We start from the raw sequence: 18,333 nt of genomic DNA, 5'->3' as shown, positions 1-18,333 counted from the left end.
GGGACGGTCACTATGATCGCCACGACGGACAGGAGCCGCCCCGCGCAGCGGAGCACCCCGTCCGCCAGCCCGGACCGCCGGTTGACCCTCGGGCCGACCGACTGGTTGCATGACCCCGGCCCGCCGCGACCCGCGGTGGCCGACCCACGACGGGCCGACCGGTCCGCCGTCCGCCGGCCGACCGCGGCCGCAGCACAGGCTCGCGGCGGTGCCGCCTGCACCGGAGGAGACAGACGTGCACTGCACTCGATGTGGACACCAGAACCCCGAGGGCAGTCGCTTCTGCGCGCAGTGCGGTTCGGCGCTGAGCCCCGAGCGCGTCGGTGAGTCCACCAGCGTCATCCCCAAGGTGGGCGGTGGCGAGGACACCGGTGAGGTCGCCGAGGCCGCCGAGTCGGCCGCGGACGCGCACGCCGGCGCCGTCGAGTCGCTGCCCGCGGGCTCGGCCCTGCTGGTGGTCAAGCGCGGCCCCAACGCGGGCAGCCGGTTCCTGCTCGACCAGGACGTGACCACCGCCGGCCGGCACCCCGACAGCGACATCTTCCTCGACGACGTCACCGTCAGCCGCCGGCACGTGGAGTTCCACCGCGAGGGCGGCGGCTTCACCGTGCACGACGTCGGCAGCCTCAACGGCACCTACGTCAACCGGGAGCCGGTCGACGTCGCCTCCCTGGCCGGTGGCGACGAGGTGCAGATCGGCAAGTTCCGCCTGGTGTACCTGACCGGCCCGCGCACCGGCGAGTCCGTCGGGGCATGACGCCCCCGGTCCGACGCGGGGATCGCCCCGCCCGCGGGGCTGATCGGCGGGGGAGCGGTCGGTGAGCCCGGTGCCCCAGCCCAGCGGCAGCGCTGACCGGGACACCACCCACGGCACCGCACCCCGGCTGACCATCGGCGAGGTGCTCGGCGCGCTGCGCGGCGAGTTCCCCGACGTGACGATCAGCAAGATCAGGTACCTGGAGTCCGAGGACCTGGTCCATCCCCAGCGGACGCCGTCGGGCTACCGCAAGTTCAGCGACGCCGACGTCGCCCGGCTGCGGTACGTGCTCAGCGCCCAGCGCGACCAGTACCTGCCGCTGCGGGTCATCAAGGAGCACCTCGACGCGCTGGACCGGGGCGAGCCGCTGCCCGGCACCGCGGCGGCCGACGGGAACCCGGAGGGGCTCACGGTGACGCTGGCCGGGTCGCTGGCCGGCCGGCCGTCGGACGCCCGGCTCTCGCCCGAGGAGTTCGCCCGTGCGGCCGGCCTGGACGACGTCCAGCTCGCCGACTGCGTGCAGTTCGGGCTGGTCGGCCGGGACGAGGGCGGCCGGCACCCGGCCGGCGACCTGCCGGTGGCGCGCGCCGCGGCGGGGCTGGCCCGGCACGGCATCGAACCCCGGCACCTGCGGGTATACCGGACCGCCGCCGAGCGCGAGGCCGACCTGCTCGAGCAGCTGGTGGCCCCGCTGCTGCGGGCCCGGTCGGAGGAGGCCCGGGCCCGGGCGACCGAGCAGCTGCAGGACCTCGCCGGGCTGTCGGTCCAGCTGCACACCGCGCTCCTGGAGGCCCGCCTGCGGGACGTCCTAGGACCCTGACCCTGGCGTAACCTCGTGCAGGGACCGGGGCAGGGGGACGACCAGTCCTCCGCGCGCCGGTCTCGACCAGCCGAGACCGAGCTGCACGGTCTGTTCCACCACAGACGTGCCACTCAGCGGAGGGAGCCAGCCGTGCAGGAGCTCAGAGTCGTCGGTGTCAGGGTCGAGCTGCCCGGCAACCAGCCCATCCTGCTGCTCAAGGAGACGCAGGGGGAGCGCTACCTGCCCATCTGGATCGGCGCGACCGAGGCCGCGGCCATCGCCTTCGAGCAGCAGGGGGTGCGGCCGGCCCGGCCGATGACCCACGACCTGCTGCGCGAGGTGGTGCACGCCCTGGGCGCCAGCCTCCAGGCGGTCAACATCACCGAGATGCGCGACGGCATCTACATCGCCGAGCTCGTCTTCGGCGACGAGCGGACCGTGAGCGCCCGCCCGTCGGACGCCGTCGCCCTCGCCGTCCGCACCGGTGCCCCGATCTTCGGGGCCGAGGCGCTGCTCGACGAGGTGGGGATCGAGATCCCCGACGAGCAGGAGGACGAGGTCGAGAAGTTCCGGGAGTTCCTGGACAACATCAGCCCCGAGGACTTCGGCGCCGGGTCCGGTCAGGGCGGCGGCCCCTCCTGAATAAGGACCCCGCTGCCCCCCACCACTCGCACGCTCGTGGCGGGCCCCTGCAGCGGGGCCACCCTCTAGGGGTGATGCACTGCTGGACACGGCGCGCCTCGGTTGACCGGTCTCCCGGCCCGGCCTACGGTCAGGCGAATCACCGCCGTGGAACTCGAGGGTTCCGCGACCGTGGTGCGTCCCCGGACTCGGGTGGCGCGGTGGGACACGAGGAGGCGCTGACGTGCACGAGCAGGGCGAGGGCGCGCAGGGTCAGCTGTTCTCGGACAAGGCCGTGGGCGCACCCGCCTACGACGAGGTCGACAACGACGCCGTCGGCTACCGGGGCCCCACCGCCTGCTCCGCCGCGGGGATCACCTACCGGCAGCTGGACTACTGGGCCCGCACCGGCCTGGTCGCCCCGTCCGTCCGCACCGCCACCGGCTCGGGCACCCAGCGGCTGTACTCCTTCCGCGACATCCTGGTGCTCAAGGTGGTCAAGCGGCTGCTGGACACCGGCGTCTCGCTGCAGAACATCCGCAAGGCCGTGGACCACCTGCGCCAGCGCGGCGTCCGCGAGCTGGCCAACGTGACCCTGCTCTCCGACGGCGCCACCGTCTACGAGTGCACCTCGGCCGAGGAGGTCGTGGACCTGCTCGCCGGGGGACAGGGCGTCTTCGGCATCGCCGTCTCCGGCGCCCTGCGGGAGCTGTCCGGCGAGCTCGCCGAGCTGCCCGCCGAGCGGCTGGACGGCAGCGGCCAGCAGGTGGACGACGAGCTCACCGCCCGCCGCCGCCGCCGCGCCGCCGGCTGAAAGAGGACCCCCTTTCCCCCCACCGCTCGCAGGCTCGCGGCGGGTCCCTGAAAGGGGGCCGCACAGTGGGGCCGTACCCGGGTCGACGGGTGGCGGGGCGCTGGTAGCGTCGCAGCAATGGTCGACCACTCGCCGGGGACGGACGGGGCGGCGATCCCGCCCCTGACCGGCCCGTTGCCGTCACTGTCCGCGCTCGCCACCGGGGGCTCCTTCGCCACCCGGCACATCGGCCCCCGGCTGGACGACACCGCGGCCATGCTCGCCGCCGTCGGCCACGACTCGCTGGCCTCCCTCGCCGACGCCTGCGTGCCCGAGGGCGTGCGGGACCGCACCGCCCTGGACCTGCCGGCCGCCCGCGACGAGGCCGCGGTGCTCCGCGACCTGCAGGAGCGCGCCGCGGCCAACGACGTCTTCACGTCGATGATCGGCCTGGGGTACTCGGGCACCGTCACCCCCGCGGTCATCCAGCGCAACATCCTGGAGAACCCGGCCTGGTACACCGCCTACACGCCGTACCAGCCCGAGATCAGCCAGGGCCGGCTCGAGGCGCTGATCAACTTCCAGACGGTGGTCGCCGACCTCACCGGCCTGCCGGTGGCCGGCGCCTCGATGCTGGACGAGGCCACCGCCGCCGCCGAGGCGATGACCCTGGTCCGCCGCGCCGGCCGGGCCAAGGCGGATGCGGTCTTCGTCGTCGACGCCGACACGCTGCCGCAGACCCTGGCCGTGCTGCGCACCCGGGCCGAGCCGCTGGGCATCGGGCTGCACGTCGCCGACCTGTCCGCCGGCTGGCCCACCGACCTGCCCGTGGCCGGGGCGTTCGGCGTGCTGCTGTCCTTCCCCGGCGCCAGCGGCGCGGTCCGCGACCACCGGGCGCTGGCCGCCGCCGCCCACGACGCCGGGGCCGCGGTGGTCGTCGCCGCCGACCTGCTGGCGCTGACCCTGCTGGAGGCACCGGGGGAGTGGGGCGCCGACGTCGCCTGCGGCACCACCCAGCGCTTCGGCGTCCCGATGGGCTTCGGCGGCCCGCACGCCGGCTACCTGTCGGTCCGCGAGGGCCTGGCCCGCCAGCTCCCCGGCCGGCTGGTCGGGGTGTCGGTCGACGCCGACGGCGACGTCGCCTACCGGCTGGCGCTGCAGACCCGCGAGCAGCACATCCGCCGGGAGAAGGCGACCAGCAACATCTGCACCGCGCAGGTGCTGCTCGCCGTGATGGCCGGCGCCTACGCCGTCTACCACGGCCCCGAGGGGCTCGCGGCCATCGCCGCCCGGGTGCACCGCAGCGCCGTCACCCTGGCGACCTGGCTGCGCGCCGGCGGGGTGGACGTCGTGCACGGGGACTTCTTCGACACCGTGCTCGCCGCCGTCCCCGGACGGGCGGACGACGTGGTCGCGGCGGCCGCCGCCCGGCGGGTCAACCTGCGCCGGGTGGACGGCGACACCGTCGCGGTCGCCTGCGACGAGACGACGTCGGTGGAGACCCTGCGGCTGGTCGCCGAGGCGTTCGGCGTCCCTGCCGACCCCAGCGCGCTGGACGACGGCGGCGCGGACGCGCTGCCGGCCGCGCTGCGCCGGGCCACGCCCTACCTGACCCACCCGGTCTTCTCCACGCACCGCTCGGAGACCGCGATGCTGCGCTACCTGCGCAGGCTGTCGGACAAGGACCTGGCCCTGGACCGCACGATGATCCCGCTGGGCTCGTGCACCATGAAGCTCAACGCCGCCGTCGAGATGGCCGCCGTCACCTGGCCGGAGTTCTCCGACGTGCACCCCTTCGCCCCCGCCGAGCAGACCCGGGGCTACACCCGGCTGATCGGCGAGCTCTGCGAGGGCCTGGCCGAGATCACCGGCTACGCCGCGGTCAGCGTCCAGCCCAACGCCGGCTCCCAGGGTGAGTTCGCCGGGCTGATGGCGATCCGCGGCTACCACCGCTCCCGCGGGGACTCCCAGCGCGACGTCTGCCTCATCCCGTCGTCGGCGCACGGCACCAACGCCGCCAGCGCCGTCATGGCCGGGATGCGGGTCGTCGTCGTGGCCTGCGACGAGGCCGGCAACGTCGACCTCGCCGACCTGCGCGCCAAGGCCGACCAGCACGCCGACCGGCTGGCCGCGATCATGATCACCTACCCGTCGACGCACGGTGTGTTCGAGACCGAGGTGCGCGAGATCTGCGCCGCGGTGCACGACGCCGGCGGGCAGGTCTACGTGGACGGGGCGAACCTCAACGCGCTGGTCGGGCTGGCCCGGCCGGGGCGGTTCGGCTCCGACGTCAGCCACCTCAACCTGCACAAGACCTTCTGCATCCCGCACGGTGGCGGTGGTCCCGGCGTCGGGCCGATCGGCGTCCGGGAGCACCTGGTGCCGTTCCTCCCCGGCCACCCGCTGGTCGACACCGGCGGGCAGGGCCCGGCCATCTCGGCCGCCCCCTACGGGTCGGCGGGCATCCTGCCGATCTCCTGGGCCTACCTGCGGCTGATGGGCCCCGACGGCCTGCTGGCCGCCACCGAGCACGCCATCCTCGCCGCCAACTACGTCGCCGCCCGGCTGCGCGAGCACTACCCGGTGCTCTACACCGGCGCCGACGGGCTCGTCGCGCACGAGTGCATCCTGGACATCCGGCCGCTGACCAAGGCGACCGGTGTCACCAACGACGACATCGCCAAGCGGCTCATCGACCTGGGGTTCCACGCCCCGACGATGAGTTTCCCGGTGGCCGGCACGCTCATGGTCGAGCCGACCGAGAGCGAGGACAAGGCCGAGCTCGACCGGTTCGTCGAGGCGATGGTGCACATCCGCGGCGAGATCGAGAAGGTCGCCACCGGCGAGTACGACCGCACCGACAACCCGCTGCGCAACGCCCCGCACACGCTGGCCATGGTGGCGGGGGAGTGGTCCCGGCCCTATCCCCGGGAGGCGGCGGTGTACCCGGTGCCCGGCCTGGTCGGCCGCGGCTACCTGGCGCCGGTCCGCCGGATCGACGGCGCCTACGGCGACCGGAACCTGGTGTGCTCCTGCCCGCCGCCGGAGGCGTTCGAGGAGCCGCACGCGGCGCAGCCGCCGGTGGCCACGGTGCCCGACCGCGCGACCGGCGCACCGGACGACCTCGGGACGACGGCCGACGTGGTGGCCGCCCAGGCCTGAGCGGAAGGACCCCTCCGCCCCCCACCACTCGCACGCTCGCGGTGGGCCCCTGTGGAGGGGCCGGTCAGGTGCCGGTGACGACCGCCAGGGCGGCGGCGTCCAGCGCGCCGTGGGCGGCCGCCCAGCCGGCGGAGGAGGGGAAGTCGCCGAGCAGCACGACCACCCGGCCGTCGTCCAGCCAGCCGGCCGAGTGCAGCTGGCGCCGGCCGCCCACACAGCACATCCAGCCCTGCTTGGCCGCCACCGGTCCGCCGGCCCGCACGGCGTCGGACAGCAGCCCGAAGGTCTGGTCGAAGCCGTCGGCGGCCGTGGGGGTGGCCGACCGCAGCCACCCGGTGACCGACGCGAACGCCGCGGGGTCCAGGGCGTCCTCCAACCCGTGCAGGAAGCGGGCGTAGTCCCGGGCGGTGGTCGTCGCCTCGCCCCACTGGGACGGGTCGGCGGGGGCGCCGGTGCCGGTCAGGCCGTAGTCGGCGGACGCCTCACCGAGCAGCGCCGGGCCGTCGAACCGGGTCCACAGCGTGTTCATCGCCGAGTCGTCGGAGGAGGTGAGCGCCCGCTCCACCAGCCGCAGGTCCTCGGGAGCGGGGACGGGCCCGCCGTCGCGGTCCAGCAGCTGGGAGACCAGCAGTGTCTTGGACAGCGACGCCGTCCACCGGGTGTCGCCGGCTCCCGGGCTGGCCAGCAGCTCCCCGCCGTCCGGACCCAGGACGACGGCCTCCACGGTGCCGGACGCCCGGCTGCCGGCCTCGGCCAGCGCCGCCAGGACGGCCGGGGTGTCCACGGCCGGCGGCGCCGCCGGAGTCGGGCCGGGCGCGGACTCCTCGCCCCCGGACCGGCCAGGACGGGCCGCCTCCTCGGGCAGGGAGCCGGACGGTGCCGGCCCCGCCGGAGGCGAGTCCGAGGGCACCGTGGGGGAGGTCCCCCCGCCGTCACCCCCTGCGGTGTCCCGGCCGTCGTCAGGGTCGTCCGCCGGGTCGTCCGCCGGGTCGGTCGGGCCGGTGGAGGGCTCCGGGGCGTCCGCGGACGCCGGCGGTGCGGCCGCTCCCGGCACGGACCCGCTGTGCGCACCGGCCTCGGCGGTGTCGGTCGGGCCGGCGTCGACCGTCGCCCGGACGATCGCCCCGGCGACGATCACCAACGCCACCAGGGCGGCCGCGAGCAGCGGGCGCAGTCCTGCCGCGGAGCGCGGACCGGGCCGGATCACCACCCCAGGATGCACCCTCTGGCTGTGTGCGACCGACCGGTCGGCGTCCGGGGGGTCGGGAGCAGCGGATCTGCCCCGTCCGGGTGATCAGGCGGTGGCCAGCTGCCACCGCCGGGTGAGGACGACGCGGCCGTCGGGGAGCAGCTCGCCGTCGTCGTCGAACAGGACGACGCCGTTGCACAGCAGCGTCCAGCCCTGCTCGGGGTGCCGGCTCACCGGGGTGGCCAGCACCCGGTCGTCGGCGGCGGCGTCGGGGCAGCGGTTCGGGTGGGAGCACATGGGGGTCTCTCCTCGTCAGCCCCGGGGCGGACCCGGAGCACGGACGGGCCGCATCCGTGCGGTCCGGTCCGAGTGTGCGCCGGGTCCGGGAGGGTGGTCCCGGGCGGGAGTGCACCAGGTCGTGACCCAGCTCTCGGCAAGTCCTGCCAAGAGCGCAGGTGCGGGCTGGGCGGCTGTCGACGCCGACCGGACGCCGCCGGCCCAGGATCCGCCCGTCAGAGCTTCCGCAGCAGCACCCGGCGGACCGAGTGGTCGGCCGCCTTCTGCAGCACCAGCCGGGCGCGGGAGCGGGTGGGGGCGATGTTGCGCCGCAGGTTGGGTCCGTTCACGGTCGCCCAGATGTCCCGGGCCACCGCGGTGGCCTCCTCGTCGGTGAGGGCGGCGAAACGGTGGAAGTAGGCGGCGGCGTCCTGGAAGGCGGTGCGGCGCAGCGCCAGGAACCGCTCGACGTACCACTGCTCGATGTCGTGCTCGCCGGCGTCGACGTAGACGGAGAAGTCGAAGAAGTCCGACAGGAAGACCTCCGGCACCCGGGCACCGGCCGCGCCGCCGGCCTGCAGCACGTTGAGGCCCTCGAGCACCAGGACGTCGGGGGAGTCGACCACCTGCCGCTCGCCGGGCAGCACGTCGTAGGCCTGGTGGGAGTACAGCGGGGCGGTGACCTCGGACCGGCCGGACTTGACGTCGGCCAGGAAGCGGATCAGCGCCCGCCGGTCGTAGGTCTCGGGGAAGCCCTTGCGCTGCAGCAGGCCCCGCGACTCCAGCACGGCGTTGGGCAGCAGGAAGCCGTCGGTGGTGACCAGGTCGACCCGCGGGGTGCCCGGCCCGGCGGCCAGCAGCGCCTGCAGCAGCCGGGCGGTGGTGCTCTTGCCGACCGCCACGCTGCCGGCGACGCCGATCACGAACGGCACCTTCTCCGTGCGCGCCCCGAGGAACTCCGTCTGGGCGGCCCACAGCCGGCGGCTGGCGCCGACGTGCAGGTCCAGCAGCCGGGCGAGGGGGAGGTAGACGGTGGCCACCTCGTCGAGGTCGATCCGGTCGCCCAGGGTGGCCAGCCGGCCCACGTCGGCGGCGTCCAGCGGGAGCGTCGAGCCCGCCGCCAGCGCGCGCCACGAAGCCCGGTCGAACGCGGCGAAGGGCGAGACCTGCGCTCGCGTCCCGACGGTCACGGCGCCCATCGTGCCGCCTGTGCCTGCGCCGGCCTCGGCCGCCCCACCCGGCGGGGTGGGCACGGGCCGCGGAGGGGCTCCAGGCCCGCGACCGGCGTCTAGGGTCTGATCCGTGCCGTCCCGCCCCGGGCTGCTCGACCAGATCGAGCGCTACTTCACCCTGGCCCCGCTGCCGGATGCGCGCGTGCACCGGGTCGGGCCCCTGGACGTGCCCATCGGCTCGCCCGAGTGGCCGTACCCGGCGCGGCCGCGGCACGGCCTCGAGGGCGAGGTCACGGTGGACGACGTCCGGGCCGCCGTGGAGCTGCAGGAGGGCGCCGGGCTGCCGGCGTCGGTGGAGTGGCTGGGCGAGCGCTGCCGCGGCCTGGCCGGGGTGGCGCGCAGTGCCGGCCTGGCGGTCGACGAGCTGCCGCTGCTGGTGTCGGTGGACCCGGTCGAGGTGCTGCTGCCCGCCGAGGTCCGCCTCTACCTGGTCGGCGGGGACGACCCCTCGCTGGCCGAGTACCAGCTGCTCACCCAGCTGGCGTTCGCGACCCCGGGTGCCGGCGCCGCCGTCCGCGCCGGAACCGCCCCCGCCCCGGCCGGCGGACCGGCCGCACCGCCGCCGCCGACCGGCGTCCTGCGCGAGCGGGTCACCTCCGGCCGGACGGTGATGATGGTCGCCGTGGACGACGGCGAGCCGGTGGCCGTCGGCTCCCACCAGCCCGTCGACGTCGACGGCCGGGAGGTCAGCGAGATCGTCGGGGTGGCCACCATGCCGCGCTTCCGTGGGCGGGGCCTGGGCGCAGGCCTCACCTCGGCGCTGGTCGAGCACGCCCGGCAGACCGCCGAGCTGGTGTTCCTCTCCGCGGGCGACGACGACGTCGCCCGGGTCTACGAGCGGATCGGCTTCGCCCGGGTCGGCACCTCGTGCCTGGCCGAGCGCCCGTCCCCCTGAGGCCGTCCCCACGACGCCGTCCTCCCGGGCCTGACCGGTCGGCACCGCGGGCCGCGGTGCCGACCGGTCGGCGGGTCAGCGCACCTCGTACGTGCCGACCAGGGTGGCCCGGGCCAGCGTGTGCCCGAACAGGTTGAAGCCCAGGTACGCGGGCGTCGCGTCGGCCGGCACGCCCAGGTCGTCGGTGTCCAGGGCGTGCACCACCACGAAGTACCGGTGCGGCCCGTGGCCGGCCGGGGGCGCGGCGCCGACGAAGCCGGCGAAACCGGCGTCGTTGCGCAGCTGGACCGCCCCCTCGGGCAGACCCCCGTCGGCCGCGCCGCTGGGCAGCTCGGTCACCGAGGCGGGGATGCCGCTGACCGCCCAGTGCCAGAACCCGCTCCCGGTGGGCGCGTCCGGGTCGTAGACGGTCACCGCGAAGCCCCGGGTCTCCTCGGGGAAGCCCGACCAGGACAGCTGGGGGGAGCGGTCCTGGCCGTCCAGCCCCATCTTGCCGCTGACCAGGGGCTGGTCGAGCGGCTCGCCGTCGCGGAGGTCGGTGCTGGTGAGGGTGAAGCCCGGGACCTGCGGCAGGAACTCGTACGGATCGGGTGGGACGGGGCGTCCGGCCATGCCGGGTCCTCCTCGGGGACGTTCGGGCCGGCCTGGGCCGGGGCGGCGGCGCCGCTATGCCCGCCGACCCTAGGCACGCCGGCGGGCAGCCGCCCGGTCGACCTCGTCCGAACCCACTTCCGCCGTTATCCCCAACATTGCACAAGGACTGTCGGCTGGGCACGACCGCTGTACAGCGGCGCGCCCTTCGGGCGCAGGTCACCAACGCGCATCGGCACGCCCGCTCGACAGGTCAGCGGCATCCCGGCGACGTAGCGTCACCGGCGTGCTGGGACTCCCCGACTCCGTCCGCGCGTGTCTGTTCGACCTCGACGGAGTGCTCACCCAGACGGCCAAGGTGCACCAGGCCGCCTGGAAGCGCACCTTCGACGAGTTCCTGCGCGCGCACCACCCGGGGGAGCGGGAGTTCAGCCTCGCCGACTACAACCAGCACGTCGACGGCAAACCCAGGATGGACGGCGTCCGGGACTTCCTGACCAGCCGCGGGATCACCCTGCCCGAGGGGACAGCCGGGGACCCGCCGGACGCGCTGACCGTGCACGGCCTGGCCGCCCGCAAGAACGAGCAGGTGCTGCGCGAGTTGGACGAGCACGGCGTCGAGGTCTACGAGGGCTCCATGCGGTACCTCCGGGCAGCCCGGGACGCGGGCCTCGCCACCGCGGTGGTGACCGCCTCCGCCAACGGGCAGCACGTCATCGAGGTGGCGGGCTTCGCCGACCTGATCGACGTGCGGGTCGACGGCCTGGTGGCGGCCCGGGAGGGGCTGCGCGGCAAGCCGGCCCCGGACACCTTCCTCGCCGGAGCGCGGGCGGTGGGCGTGCCGCCGGCGCAGGCGGCGGTCTTCGAGGACGCCCTGTCCGGGGTGGCAGCCGGCCGGGCGGGGGACTTCGGCTACGTGGTGGGGGTGGACCGGGTCGGCCAGGCCGCCGCGCTGGCCGAGCGCGGCGCCGACGTCGTCGTGCAGGACCTCGACGAGCTGCTGGGGGAGGGGCGGTGACCGAGGGCCGCACGCACTTCCCGGTCGAGCGGTGGGCCCTGACCGAGATCGGCCTCGACATGTCGTCGCTGGCCGTCAACGAGTCGGTGTTCGCGCTGGCCAACGGGCACATCGGGATGCGGGGCACGCTCGAGGAGGGCGAGCCGGTCGTGGTGGCCGGGACCTACCTCAACGGCTTCTTCGAGGAGCGTCCGTTGCCCTACGCCGAGGCGGGCTACGGGTTCCCGGAGCAGGGGCAGACCGTCGTCAACGTGACCGACGGCAAGCTGATCCGGCTGCTGGTCGGGGACACCCCGCTGGACCTGGCCTACGGCGAGATCATCGACCACCGGCGCACCCTCGACCTGCGGGCCGGGGTGCTCCGGCGGACCACGGAGTGGCGCTCGCCCAACGGCCGCACCGTGAAGGTCACCAGCACCCGGCTGGTCTCGCTGACCCGCCGGTCGATCGCGGCCATCGAGTACTCGGTGGAGTGCACCGACAACGGCGGTGACCTGTACATCGCCCTGCAGTCGGACCTGCTGGCCAACCAGCTGGTCGAGGGCTCGGGCTCGGACGACGACCCCCGGGCGTCCGCGGCGCTGGCCAAGCCGCTGCTGTCGGAGATGGCCGTGTGCCGCGGCCGGCACGCGGTGCTGGTGCACCGCACCAAGCGCAGCAGGCTGCGGATGGCGGCCGGGATGGACCACCAGGTCGAGATCCCCGACTCGTCGACCGAGGACGTCGAGGCCTCCGGCGACCTGGCCCGGTACACGCTGGCCGCGCGGTTGCCTGCTGGGAAGAGCCTGCGGCTGGTCAAGTACCTGGCGTACGGGTGGTCCTCCCGCCGCTCGACCGAGGCGCTGCGCGACCAGGTCGAGGGTGGGCTGGCCACCGCGAAGCTGGCCGGCTGGGACCGGCTGGTGCGGGAACAGCGGGAACTGCTGGACGCGCACTGGGCGCAGTCCGACGTGCAGATCGACGGGGACGACGAGCTGCAGCAGGCCGTGCGGGTCGGCATCTTCCACGTGCTGCAGGCCGGTCTGCGCGCCGAACGCCAGCCGATCCCGGCCAAGGGCCTCACCGGGCCGGGCTACGACGGGCACACCTTCTGGGACACCGAGACCTACGTCCTGCCGGTCCTCGTCTACACCGCGCCGGACGCCGCCCGGGACGCGCTGCGCTGGCGGCACTCCACCCTGGACCTGGCCCGGGAGCGCGCCAGGGTGCTCGGGCACCCCGGGGCGGCGTTCCCGTGGCGGACCATCCGCGGGGAGGAGACCTCCGGCTACTGGCCGGCCGGGACCGCTGCCTTCCACATCAACGCCGACATCGCCGATGCGGTCACCCGCTACTACAACGCGACCCTCGACGAGGCGTTCGACCGGGACTACGGCACCGAGCTGCTGGTCGAGACCGCACGGCTGTTTGCCGACCTGGGCCACTTCGACACCGAGCACGGCTTCCGGATCGACGGGGTGACCGGGCCGGACGAGTACACCGCGGTGGTGGACAACAACGTCTACACCAACCTCATGGCGCAGCGGAACCTGAGCGAGGCGGCCGCGGCCGTCGCCCGCCAGCCCGACGTCGCCGGGCGGCTCGGCGTCACCGACCAGGAGGTCGAGACCTGGCTGCGCGCGGCCGCGCTGATGGCGGTGCCGTACGACACCCAGCGGGGCGTGCACATGCAGTCCGACGGCTTCACCCACCACGAGGAGTGGGACTTCGCCGGCACGCCGCCGGAGAACTACCCGCTCCTGCTGCACTACCCCTACTTCGAGATCTACCGGAAGCAGGTCATCAAGCAGGCCGACCTGGTGATGGCGCTGCACCTGCGCGGGGACGCGTTCACCCTCGAGGAGAAGATCGCCGACTTCGCCTACTACGAGGCCCGCACCGTCCGGGACTCCTCGCTGTCGGCGGCCCAGCAGGCGGTCGTCGCCGCGGAGACCGGCCACTTGCAGCTGGCCTACGACTACTGGGCCGAGGCGGCGCTGACCGACCTGCAGAACCTGCACCAGAACTCCGGGCACGGGCTGCACATCGCCTCGCTGGCCGGCGGCTGGACCGCGGCGGTGGCCGGGTTCGGCGGGATGCGCGACCACGGCACCCTGAGCTTCGCCCCGCGGCTGCCCGAGAGACTCACCCGGCTGGCCTTCCGGGTGGTCTACCAGGGCCGGCGCCTCAACGTCACGGTCACCGGGGAGAAGGCCACCTACCAGCTGCTGGACGGCGAGCCGCTCGACATCCACCACCACGGCCGCCAGGTCACCATCGGCGACGTCGACCTGGTGCTGGACATCCCGCCCGCCCCGGCGGTCGACCCGGTGGAGCAGCCGCCGCACGCGCAGCCACGCCGCCGCAGCCGCCCGGACAGCGACTGAGGAAGGACCCCCCTGCCCCCCAACCGCTCGCAAGCTCGCGGTCGGGCCCCTGCAGGGGGGCCACCCCGCAGGCTCGGGCCGAGCCTCGGGACGGGGCCTGACCCTGCCCCCCAACCGCTCGCAAGCTCGCGGTCGGGCCCCTGCAGGGGGGCCACCCCGCTCGAAGTGGGATCTCACTTGTCCGTTATCCCCAACAGACGACGCGAGATCACTGGAAGGCAGCGCCCTTCGGGCGCTGGGGCAGCAGCGGCGAGGTCCCGCAGCAGGGTCCTCGCTCAGCCGAGCAGCCAGCGGGTGCCCTGGACGAGGGCGGCGACGTCCACGAGCAGGAACAGCCCGACCCAGACCAGCCCGGGCAGGCCGGTCAGCCGGGCGAGCTGGTCGGCGTCGGAGTCCGGCGCGCCGCCGGGACGCCGGCGCTTGGACTGCAGCTCCAGCACGGTGCGGGGTGCGGCCAGCAGCAGGAACCAGGTGACGACGTGGGCGAACACCGCCTGCCCCTGGACCGGCAGCCACCAGGTGGCGGCGAGCACGAGGGTGCCGGTGACCAGCACCGACCACAGGCCGTACCAGTTGCGGATCTGCACCAGCAGCAGCGTCAGCAGGCCGAGCAGCGCCCACAGCAGACCGGCGGCGTACCCGGCGCCCAGCAGCGCCGCCGCGCCCAGCCCGAACAGGCCGGGACCGGTGTAGCCCGCCGCGCTGGTCAGCACCATCCCGGGGCCGGTGGGCCGGCCGGCGGACACGGTCAGCCCCGAGGTGTCCGAGTGCAGCCGGATCCCGGCCAGCCGCCGGCCGGTGAGCAGCGCGGCCAGTCCGTGGGCGCCCTCGTGGGCGATCGTCACCGCGTGCCGGGTGCGCCGCCAGGCGACCGGGGACAGCACCAGGACGGCGGCCGCCAGCGCGCACAGGAGCAGCCATCCCGCCGGCAGTGGGGGAGCGGTGGCGCCGACCCGCTCCAGCAACCGGGAAGAGGACTCCACCGTGCGGGCCTCCTCGTTAGACTGGGTCAGGATGACCTGAGTCAACCCCACGGGCACCGACGGGCCCGGGAGGCGCAGACGCCGGGCCCGGTTGCGTGGCCCCGACGAGCGCCAGCGAGGAGTGTTCGTGAGTCAGATCCAGCCGCCGTCGGCACCCCAGCCGACCGCTACCCCCGACGCCGCAGCCGAGGAGGAGTCCGCCGGTCGCCGGCCGTTGTCCCGCCGGGCGTTCATCGGCGCGGCCGCGGCCACCGGCGTGGGCGTCGCCCTGGCCGGCACCATGACCGCGCTCTTCGGCGGCAGCGAGCGGACCGTCGGCTACGGGCCGCTGGTCAAGGACCCCGACGGCGTGCTGTCCCTGCCCAAGGGCTTCAGCTACCGGATCGTGGCCGAGGAGGGCGTCACCCTGATGGACGACGGGGAGGTCTCGCCGTCCGACCCCGACGGCGCGGCGGCCTTCGCCCGGCCCGGTGGGGGCACGGTGCTGATCTGCAACCACGAGGTCGGCGGCGACGAGGCCTACCCCGTCCCGCACCCCGACGGGCTCGTCTACGACCGCAGGGCCAACGGGGGCACCACCACCATCGTGATCGACGCCGAGGGCAACCGGGTCAGCCAGTACGTCAGCCTGGCCGGAACCAGCACCAACTGCGCGGGCGGCCGCACGCCGTGGGACACCTGGCTCAGCTGCGAGGAGACCGAGGAGGTCCTGGGCGAGCCGCACGGCTATGTCTTCGAGGTCGACCCGTTCGACCAGGAGGCCAACCTCGACCCCCAGCCGATCAAGGCGCTGGGCCGCTTCCCGCACGAGGCCGTCGTCGTCGACCCGGAGGAGCAGCGGCTCTACCAGACCGAGGACGCCGGCGGGCCGCACGGCCTCGTCTACCGCTACACGCCGCCGCCGGAGGCCCTCCCGCTGGGGAAGGGCAGCCTGCGCCGTCTCGGCCCGGAGGACGGCGAGCTGGAGGCGATGCGCGCCACCACAGAGGACGGCGAGCACGTGCCCCACCTGGCGGCCGCCACCGAGGTCGGCACCACCTACCGGGTGGAGTGGGTGCCCGTCCCGGACCGGGACGCCGAGGACAAGTCCACCCGCGAGCAGTTCGAGGACGACGAGGTGACCCGCGGGCGCAAGCTCGAGGGCATGTGGTGGGCCGACGACGGCGCCTACGTGGTGTCCTCCTACGCCCGACCGGAGGACGACGGCAGCCCCGAGGAGCACGACGGACAGGTGTGGTTCCTCGACCCGCGGGAGGGCACGATCACCCTGCAGATCCTGTTCGCCGCGACCGAGGACCAGGACACCGACCCCGACGGCCCGGACAACATCACCGTGTCCCCGTTCGGCGGCGTGATCATCGCCGAGAACGGCGACGGCCGGCAGCACCTGCTGGGTGCGTCGCCGGAGGGGGAGACCTTCTTCCTGGCCCGCAGCGAGGACGAGGACCCCGACGTCGAGTTCTGCGGCCCGGTGTTCTCCGCGGACAACCGGACCCTCTTCGCCAACCTGCAGGGACCGGGGTACGTCTTCGCGATCCAGGGGCCGTTCCGCGAGGTGGTGTGAGGCCTCAGGTCAGCTCGGCGTCGTGGGTCAGCAGCGCGATCTGCACCCGGTTGGCCACCTCCAGCTTGGTGAGCAGCCGGGACACGTGGGCCTTGACCGTCGCCACGCTCAGGTACAGCTCGGCGCCGATCTGGGCGTTGGACAGCCCCCGGCCCACCGCCAGGGCGACGTCGCGCTCCCGCTCGCTGAGCTCGTCCAGCCGCCGCCTCGCCCGGCTCCGGCGGCCCTCGTCCGGAGCGCCGGCGGGGTCGAGCCGGGCGACGTGCGCCATCAGCTGACGGGTGACGGCGGGGGAGAGCATCGGCTCGCCCTCGGCGACCCGCCGGACAGCGGCCACGATGTCGGCCGGCGGGGTGTCCTTGAGCAGGAACCCGCTGGCGCCGGCCCGCAGCGCCCGCAGCACCGCCGCGTCGGCGTCGAAGGTGGTGAGCACGATGACCAGTGGTCCGCCCGGGCGGGCGGCCAGCCGTTCGGTGGCGGTGAGGCCGTCGACGCGGGGCATCCGGACGTCCATCAGGACGACGTCGGGGGAGCACCGCTGCACCGCGGCCGGCACCTCGTCGCCGTCCGCGGCCTCGCCGGCGAGAAACAGCCCGTCGGCACCACCGAGCACCATGGCCAGCGCGGCCCGGACCAGCGGGTCGTCGTCGACGACCAGCACGCGCACCGGAGCGGCGGGGGAGTCCTCGGCCGCAGGGGAGCGGGTCACGCCCCGGCCGGCCAGGGCAGCCAGGCCCGCAGCCGGAACCCGCCCGACGGCGTCCAGCCGTGCTCCAGGCTCCCGCCGGCCAGGCTCACCCGCTCGAGGAGGCCCACCAGCCCGGTGCCGCCGCTGGGCAGTGCGGGGTGGTCGCCGCCCACCGGTGGCGGGTTGCCCACCTGGACGGTGAGCCCGTCCCCGGGGCCACCGGAGACCTCGACGCTGGCCACCGTGCCGCCGGCGTGCTTGCGGACGTTGGTCAGCCCCTCCTGGACCACGCGGTAGGCGGTCCGGCCGGTCACCGCCGGCGCGGAGCCGAGGTCGGCCACCCGGTACTCGGCGTTCACCCGCACCCCGGCCGCACGGGACTCCTCGACCAGGGCCGGCAGGTCGCCCAGCGTGGGCTGGGGCCGGGTGCTGGCGGCGCCGTCCGGCTGGTCGCGGAGCACGCCGATCACCTCCCGGAGGTCCTCCAGCGCCTGCCGGGCGCTCGCCCGGACCACCCCGGCAGCGCGCGCCACCTCCTCCGGTGGCGCGTCCGGGCGGAACTCCAGAGCGCCGGCGTGCATGCTCAGCAGCGAGATCCGGTGCGCCAGCACGTCATGCATCTCCCGGGCGATGCGGGTGCGCTCCAGGTGCCGGGCCTGGTCGACGCGCAGCCGCTGCTCGCCCTCCGCCCGCACGACCCGGTCCTGCAGCGACCGGACCAGCTGGCGGCGGGCCCGGACGAACATGCCCCAGGCGACCACCGCGGCGGTCAGGGCCACACCGAGGGTGAAGAACACCGGTGCCGGCATGCCCTCGACCGGCCGGAGGGCGACGTAGGCGGCGAAGCTGGCCACGCTGGCCGTGGCGACCGCCAGCAGCGCCGGCCAGCGCCGGTGCACCGCGACCGTGAACAGCGAGACGAGCACCGCGCCACCGGACATGTCGGAGAACGTGCCCACCAGCACCAGCGCGACGGCCACTCCGACCGGCCAGCGCCGCCGCAGCCAGAGGGCGAGGCAGCCGAGGGTGCCGAACAGGACGTCGGCGGCCACCAGCGGGTCCGGGGGAGGAGTGGGCTCGGACAGCGCCACACCGACCGCGACGGCACCGAACAGCAGGGCCGCCAGGAAGACGGTGACGTCGACCACCCAGTCGCGCACCGACCGGCGGACCCGCCGCCGCGGCGACCCGGCACCGCCGGCCGGGTCGGGACAGTCGGCCTCCAGGTCGGCCAGCAGCTGCGCCGGGACCAGGGAGGGGTGCTCGACGCCGGGGGGGCGGGGACGGATGGCGGCACGCACAGCTGGAGGCTAGGAGAGGGGAGGGGCCGATCGGTACCGACCAAGGTCTACCGCTGACCGTGTCGGGGGAGACCTTCGGCTCGCAGCAGCAGCCC

16 protein-coding genes are annotated in these 18,333 nt (G+C 75.0%); 9 read left to right on the top strand and 7 right to left on the bottom strand.

Features of this window, described 5'->3' with window-relative positions; genetic code table 11:
* Positions 1-235: 235 nt before the first annotated feature.
* The 5 genes from odhI to gcvP all read left to right on the top strand — a co-directional run bounded on the left by odhI (position 236) and on the right by gcvP (position 6,135).
* Complete coding sequence (odhI, locus tag ACWIX6_RS12390) at positions 236-757, top strand: oxoglutarate dehydrogenase inhibitor Odhl (RefSeq protein ID WP_448612732.1); 522 nt, start codon at positions 236-238, stop codon at positions 755-757.
* Between the two features lie 61 nt (positions 758-818).
* Positions 819-1,577, top strand: coding sequence for a transcriptional regulator FtsR (gene ftsR / locus ACWIX6_RS12385; RefSeq protein ID WP_448612731.1), 759 nt, complete (start codon positions 819-821; stop codon positions 1,575-1,577).
* Between the two features lie 132 nt (positions 1,578-1,709).
* Entirely contained in the window at positions 1,710-2,201 is a 492-nt protein-coding gene (locus tag ACWIX6_RS12380) for a bifunctional nuclease family protein (protein WP_448612730.1), read from the top strand.
* Positions 2,202-2,424: 223 nt separating this feature from the next.
* Positions 2,425-2,994 carry a MerR family transcriptional regulator gene (locus tag ACWIX6_RS12375; RefSeq protein ID WP_448612729.1) on the top strand — a complete coding sequence of 190 codons (570 nt, stop codon included), beginning with the start codon at positions 2,425-2,427 and terminating at the stop codon, positions 2,992-2,994.
* A gap of 117 nt (positions 2,995-3,111) precedes the next feature.
* Positions 3,112-6,135 carry an aminomethyl-transferring glycine dehydrogenase gene (gene gcvP / locus ACWIX6_RS12370; RefSeq protein WP_448612728.1) on the top strand — a complete coding sequence of 1,008 codons (3,024 nt, stop codon included), beginning with the start codon at positions 3,112-3,114 and terminating at the stop codon, positions 6,133-6,135.
* A 64-nt stretch (positions 6,136-6,199) separates the two neighbouring features.
* Here the strand turns inward: gcvP and ACWIX6_RS12365 are convergent, their stop codons facing one another.
* The 3 genes from ACWIX6_RS12365 to coaA form a co-directional block, all read right to left on the bottom strand.
* The gene (locus ACWIX6_RS12365; RefSeq protein ID WP_448612727.1) at positions 6,200-7,342 is read right to left on the bottom strand and encodes a serine hydrolase; all 1,143 of its coding nucleotides are present in this window, start codon (positions 7,340-7,342) and stop codon (positions 6,200-6,202) included.
* An 87-nt stretch (positions 7,343-7,429) separates the two neighbouring features.
* A complete protein-coding gene (locus ACWIX6_RS12360) occupies positions 7,430-7,621 on the bottom strand; it encodes a DUF5999 family protein (RefSeq protein ID WP_448612726.1) in 192 nt (63 codons plus the stop codon).
* A gap of 215 nt (positions 7,622-7,836) precedes the next feature.
* On the bottom strand, positions 7,837-8,799 hold the full coding sequence (coaA, locus tag ACWIX6_RS12355; protein WP_448612725.1) for a type I pantothenate kinase: 963 nt from the start codon (positions 8,797-8,799) through the stop codon (positions 7,837-7,839).
* 103 nt (positions 8,800-8,902) lie between these two features.
* On the opposite strand from coaA, the gene ACWIX6_RS12350 reads away from it, so the two are divergent.
* Positions 8,903-9,727 carry a GNAT family N-acetyltransferase gene (locus ACWIX6_RS12350; protein WP_448612724.1) on the top strand — a complete coding sequence of 275 codons (825 nt, stop codon included), beginning with the start codon at positions 8,903-8,905 and terminating at the stop codon, positions 9,725-9,727.
* 75 nt (positions 9,728-9,802) lie between these two features.
* On the opposite strand, the gene ACWIX6_RS12345 is transcribed toward ACWIX6_RS12350, so the two are convergent.
* Positions 9,803-10,339 carry a YbhB/YbcL family Raf kinase inhibitor-like protein gene (locus tag ACWIX6_RS12345; protein WP_448612723.1) on the bottom strand — a complete coding sequence of 179 codons (537 nt, stop codon included), beginning with the start codon at positions 10,337-10,339 and terminating at the stop codon, positions 9,803-9,805.
* Between the two features lie 265 nt (positions 10,340-10,604).
* Between ACWIX6_RS12345 and ACWIX6_RS12340 the strand changes: the two genes are divergently transcribed.
* Complete coding sequence (locus ACWIX6_RS12340) at positions 10,605-11,336, top strand: HAD family hydrolase (protein WP_448612722.1); 732 nt, start codon at positions 10,605-10,607, stop codon at positions 11,334-11,336.
* On the top strand, positions 11,333-13,702 hold the full coding sequence (locus tag ACWIX6_RS12335; protein ID WP_448612721.1) for a glycoside hydrolase family 65 protein: 2,370 nt from the start codon (positions 11,333-11,335) through the stop codon (positions 13,700-13,702). The genes ACWIX6_RS12340 and ACWIX6_RS12335 overlap by 4 nt, the downstream gene beginning before the upstream one ends.
* A gap of 275 nt (positions 13,703-13,977) precedes the next feature.
* Here the strand turns inward: ACWIX6_RS12335 and ACWIX6_RS12330 are convergent, their stop codons facing one another.
* Positions 13,978-14,685, bottom strand: a complete 708-nt coding sequence (locus ACWIX6_RS12330; RefSeq protein ID WP_448612720.1) for a M50 family metallopeptidase — start codon at positions 14,683-14,685, stop codon at positions 13,978-13,980.
* A gap of 127 nt (positions 14,686-14,812) precedes the next feature.
* On the opposite strand from ACWIX6_RS12330, the gene ACWIX6_RS12325 reads away from it, so the two are divergent.
* Complete coding sequence (locus ACWIX6_RS12325; RefSeq protein WP_448612719.1) at positions 14,813-16,249, top strand: alkaline phosphatase PhoX; 1,437 nt, start codon at positions 14,813-14,815, stop codon at positions 16,247-16,249.
* A 4-nt stretch (positions 16,250-16,253) separates the two neighbouring features.
* Here ACWIX6_RS12325 and ACWIX6_RS12320 read toward each other — a convergent pair whose 3' ends face one another.
* Together ACWIX6_RS12320 and ACWIX6_RS12315 are read right to left on the bottom strand one after the other, a co-directional pair.
* Positions 16,254-16,958, bottom strand: a complete 705-nt coding sequence (locus ACWIX6_RS12320; protein ID WP_448612718.1) for a response regulator — start codon at positions 16,956-16,958, stop codon at positions 16,254-16,256.
* Positions 16,955-18,238 carry a histidine kinase gene (locus ACWIX6_RS12315; RefSeq protein WP_448612717.1) on the bottom strand — a complete coding sequence of 428 codons (1,284 nt, stop codon included), beginning with the start codon at positions 18,236-18,238 and terminating at the stop codon, positions 16,955-16,957. The genes ACWIX6_RS12320 and ACWIX6_RS12315 overlap by 4 nt, the downstream gene beginning before the upstream one ends.
* Between the last annotated feature and the right edge of the window lie 95 nt (positions 18,239-18,333).

It is taken from the genome of Modestobacter sp. URMC 112 (assembly GCF_053502575.1).
The sequence above is the reverse complement of the archived record's forward strand: the minus strand, read 5'-3'. Positions and strand labels throughout refer to the sequence as shown.

Excerpts from the sequence above, each read along its gene's own strand:
- ACWIX6_RS12345 (WP_448612723.1), bottom strand. The coding sequence starts at position 10,339 with ATGGCCGGACGCCCCGTCCCACCCGATCCGTACGAGTTCCTGCCGCAG.
- ACWIX6_RS12360 (WP_448612726.1), bottom strand. The coding sequence starts at position 7,621 with ATGTGCTCCCACCCGAACCGCTGCCCCGACGCCGCCGCCGACGACCGG.
- coaA (WP_448612725.1), bottom strand. The coding sequence starts at position 8,799 with ATGGGCGCCGTGACCGTCGGGACGCGAGCGCAGGTCTCGCCCTTCGCC.
- gcvP (WP_448612728.1), top strand. The coding sequence starts at position 3,112 with ATGGTCGACCACTCGCCGGGGACGGACGGGGCGGCGATCCCGCCCCTG.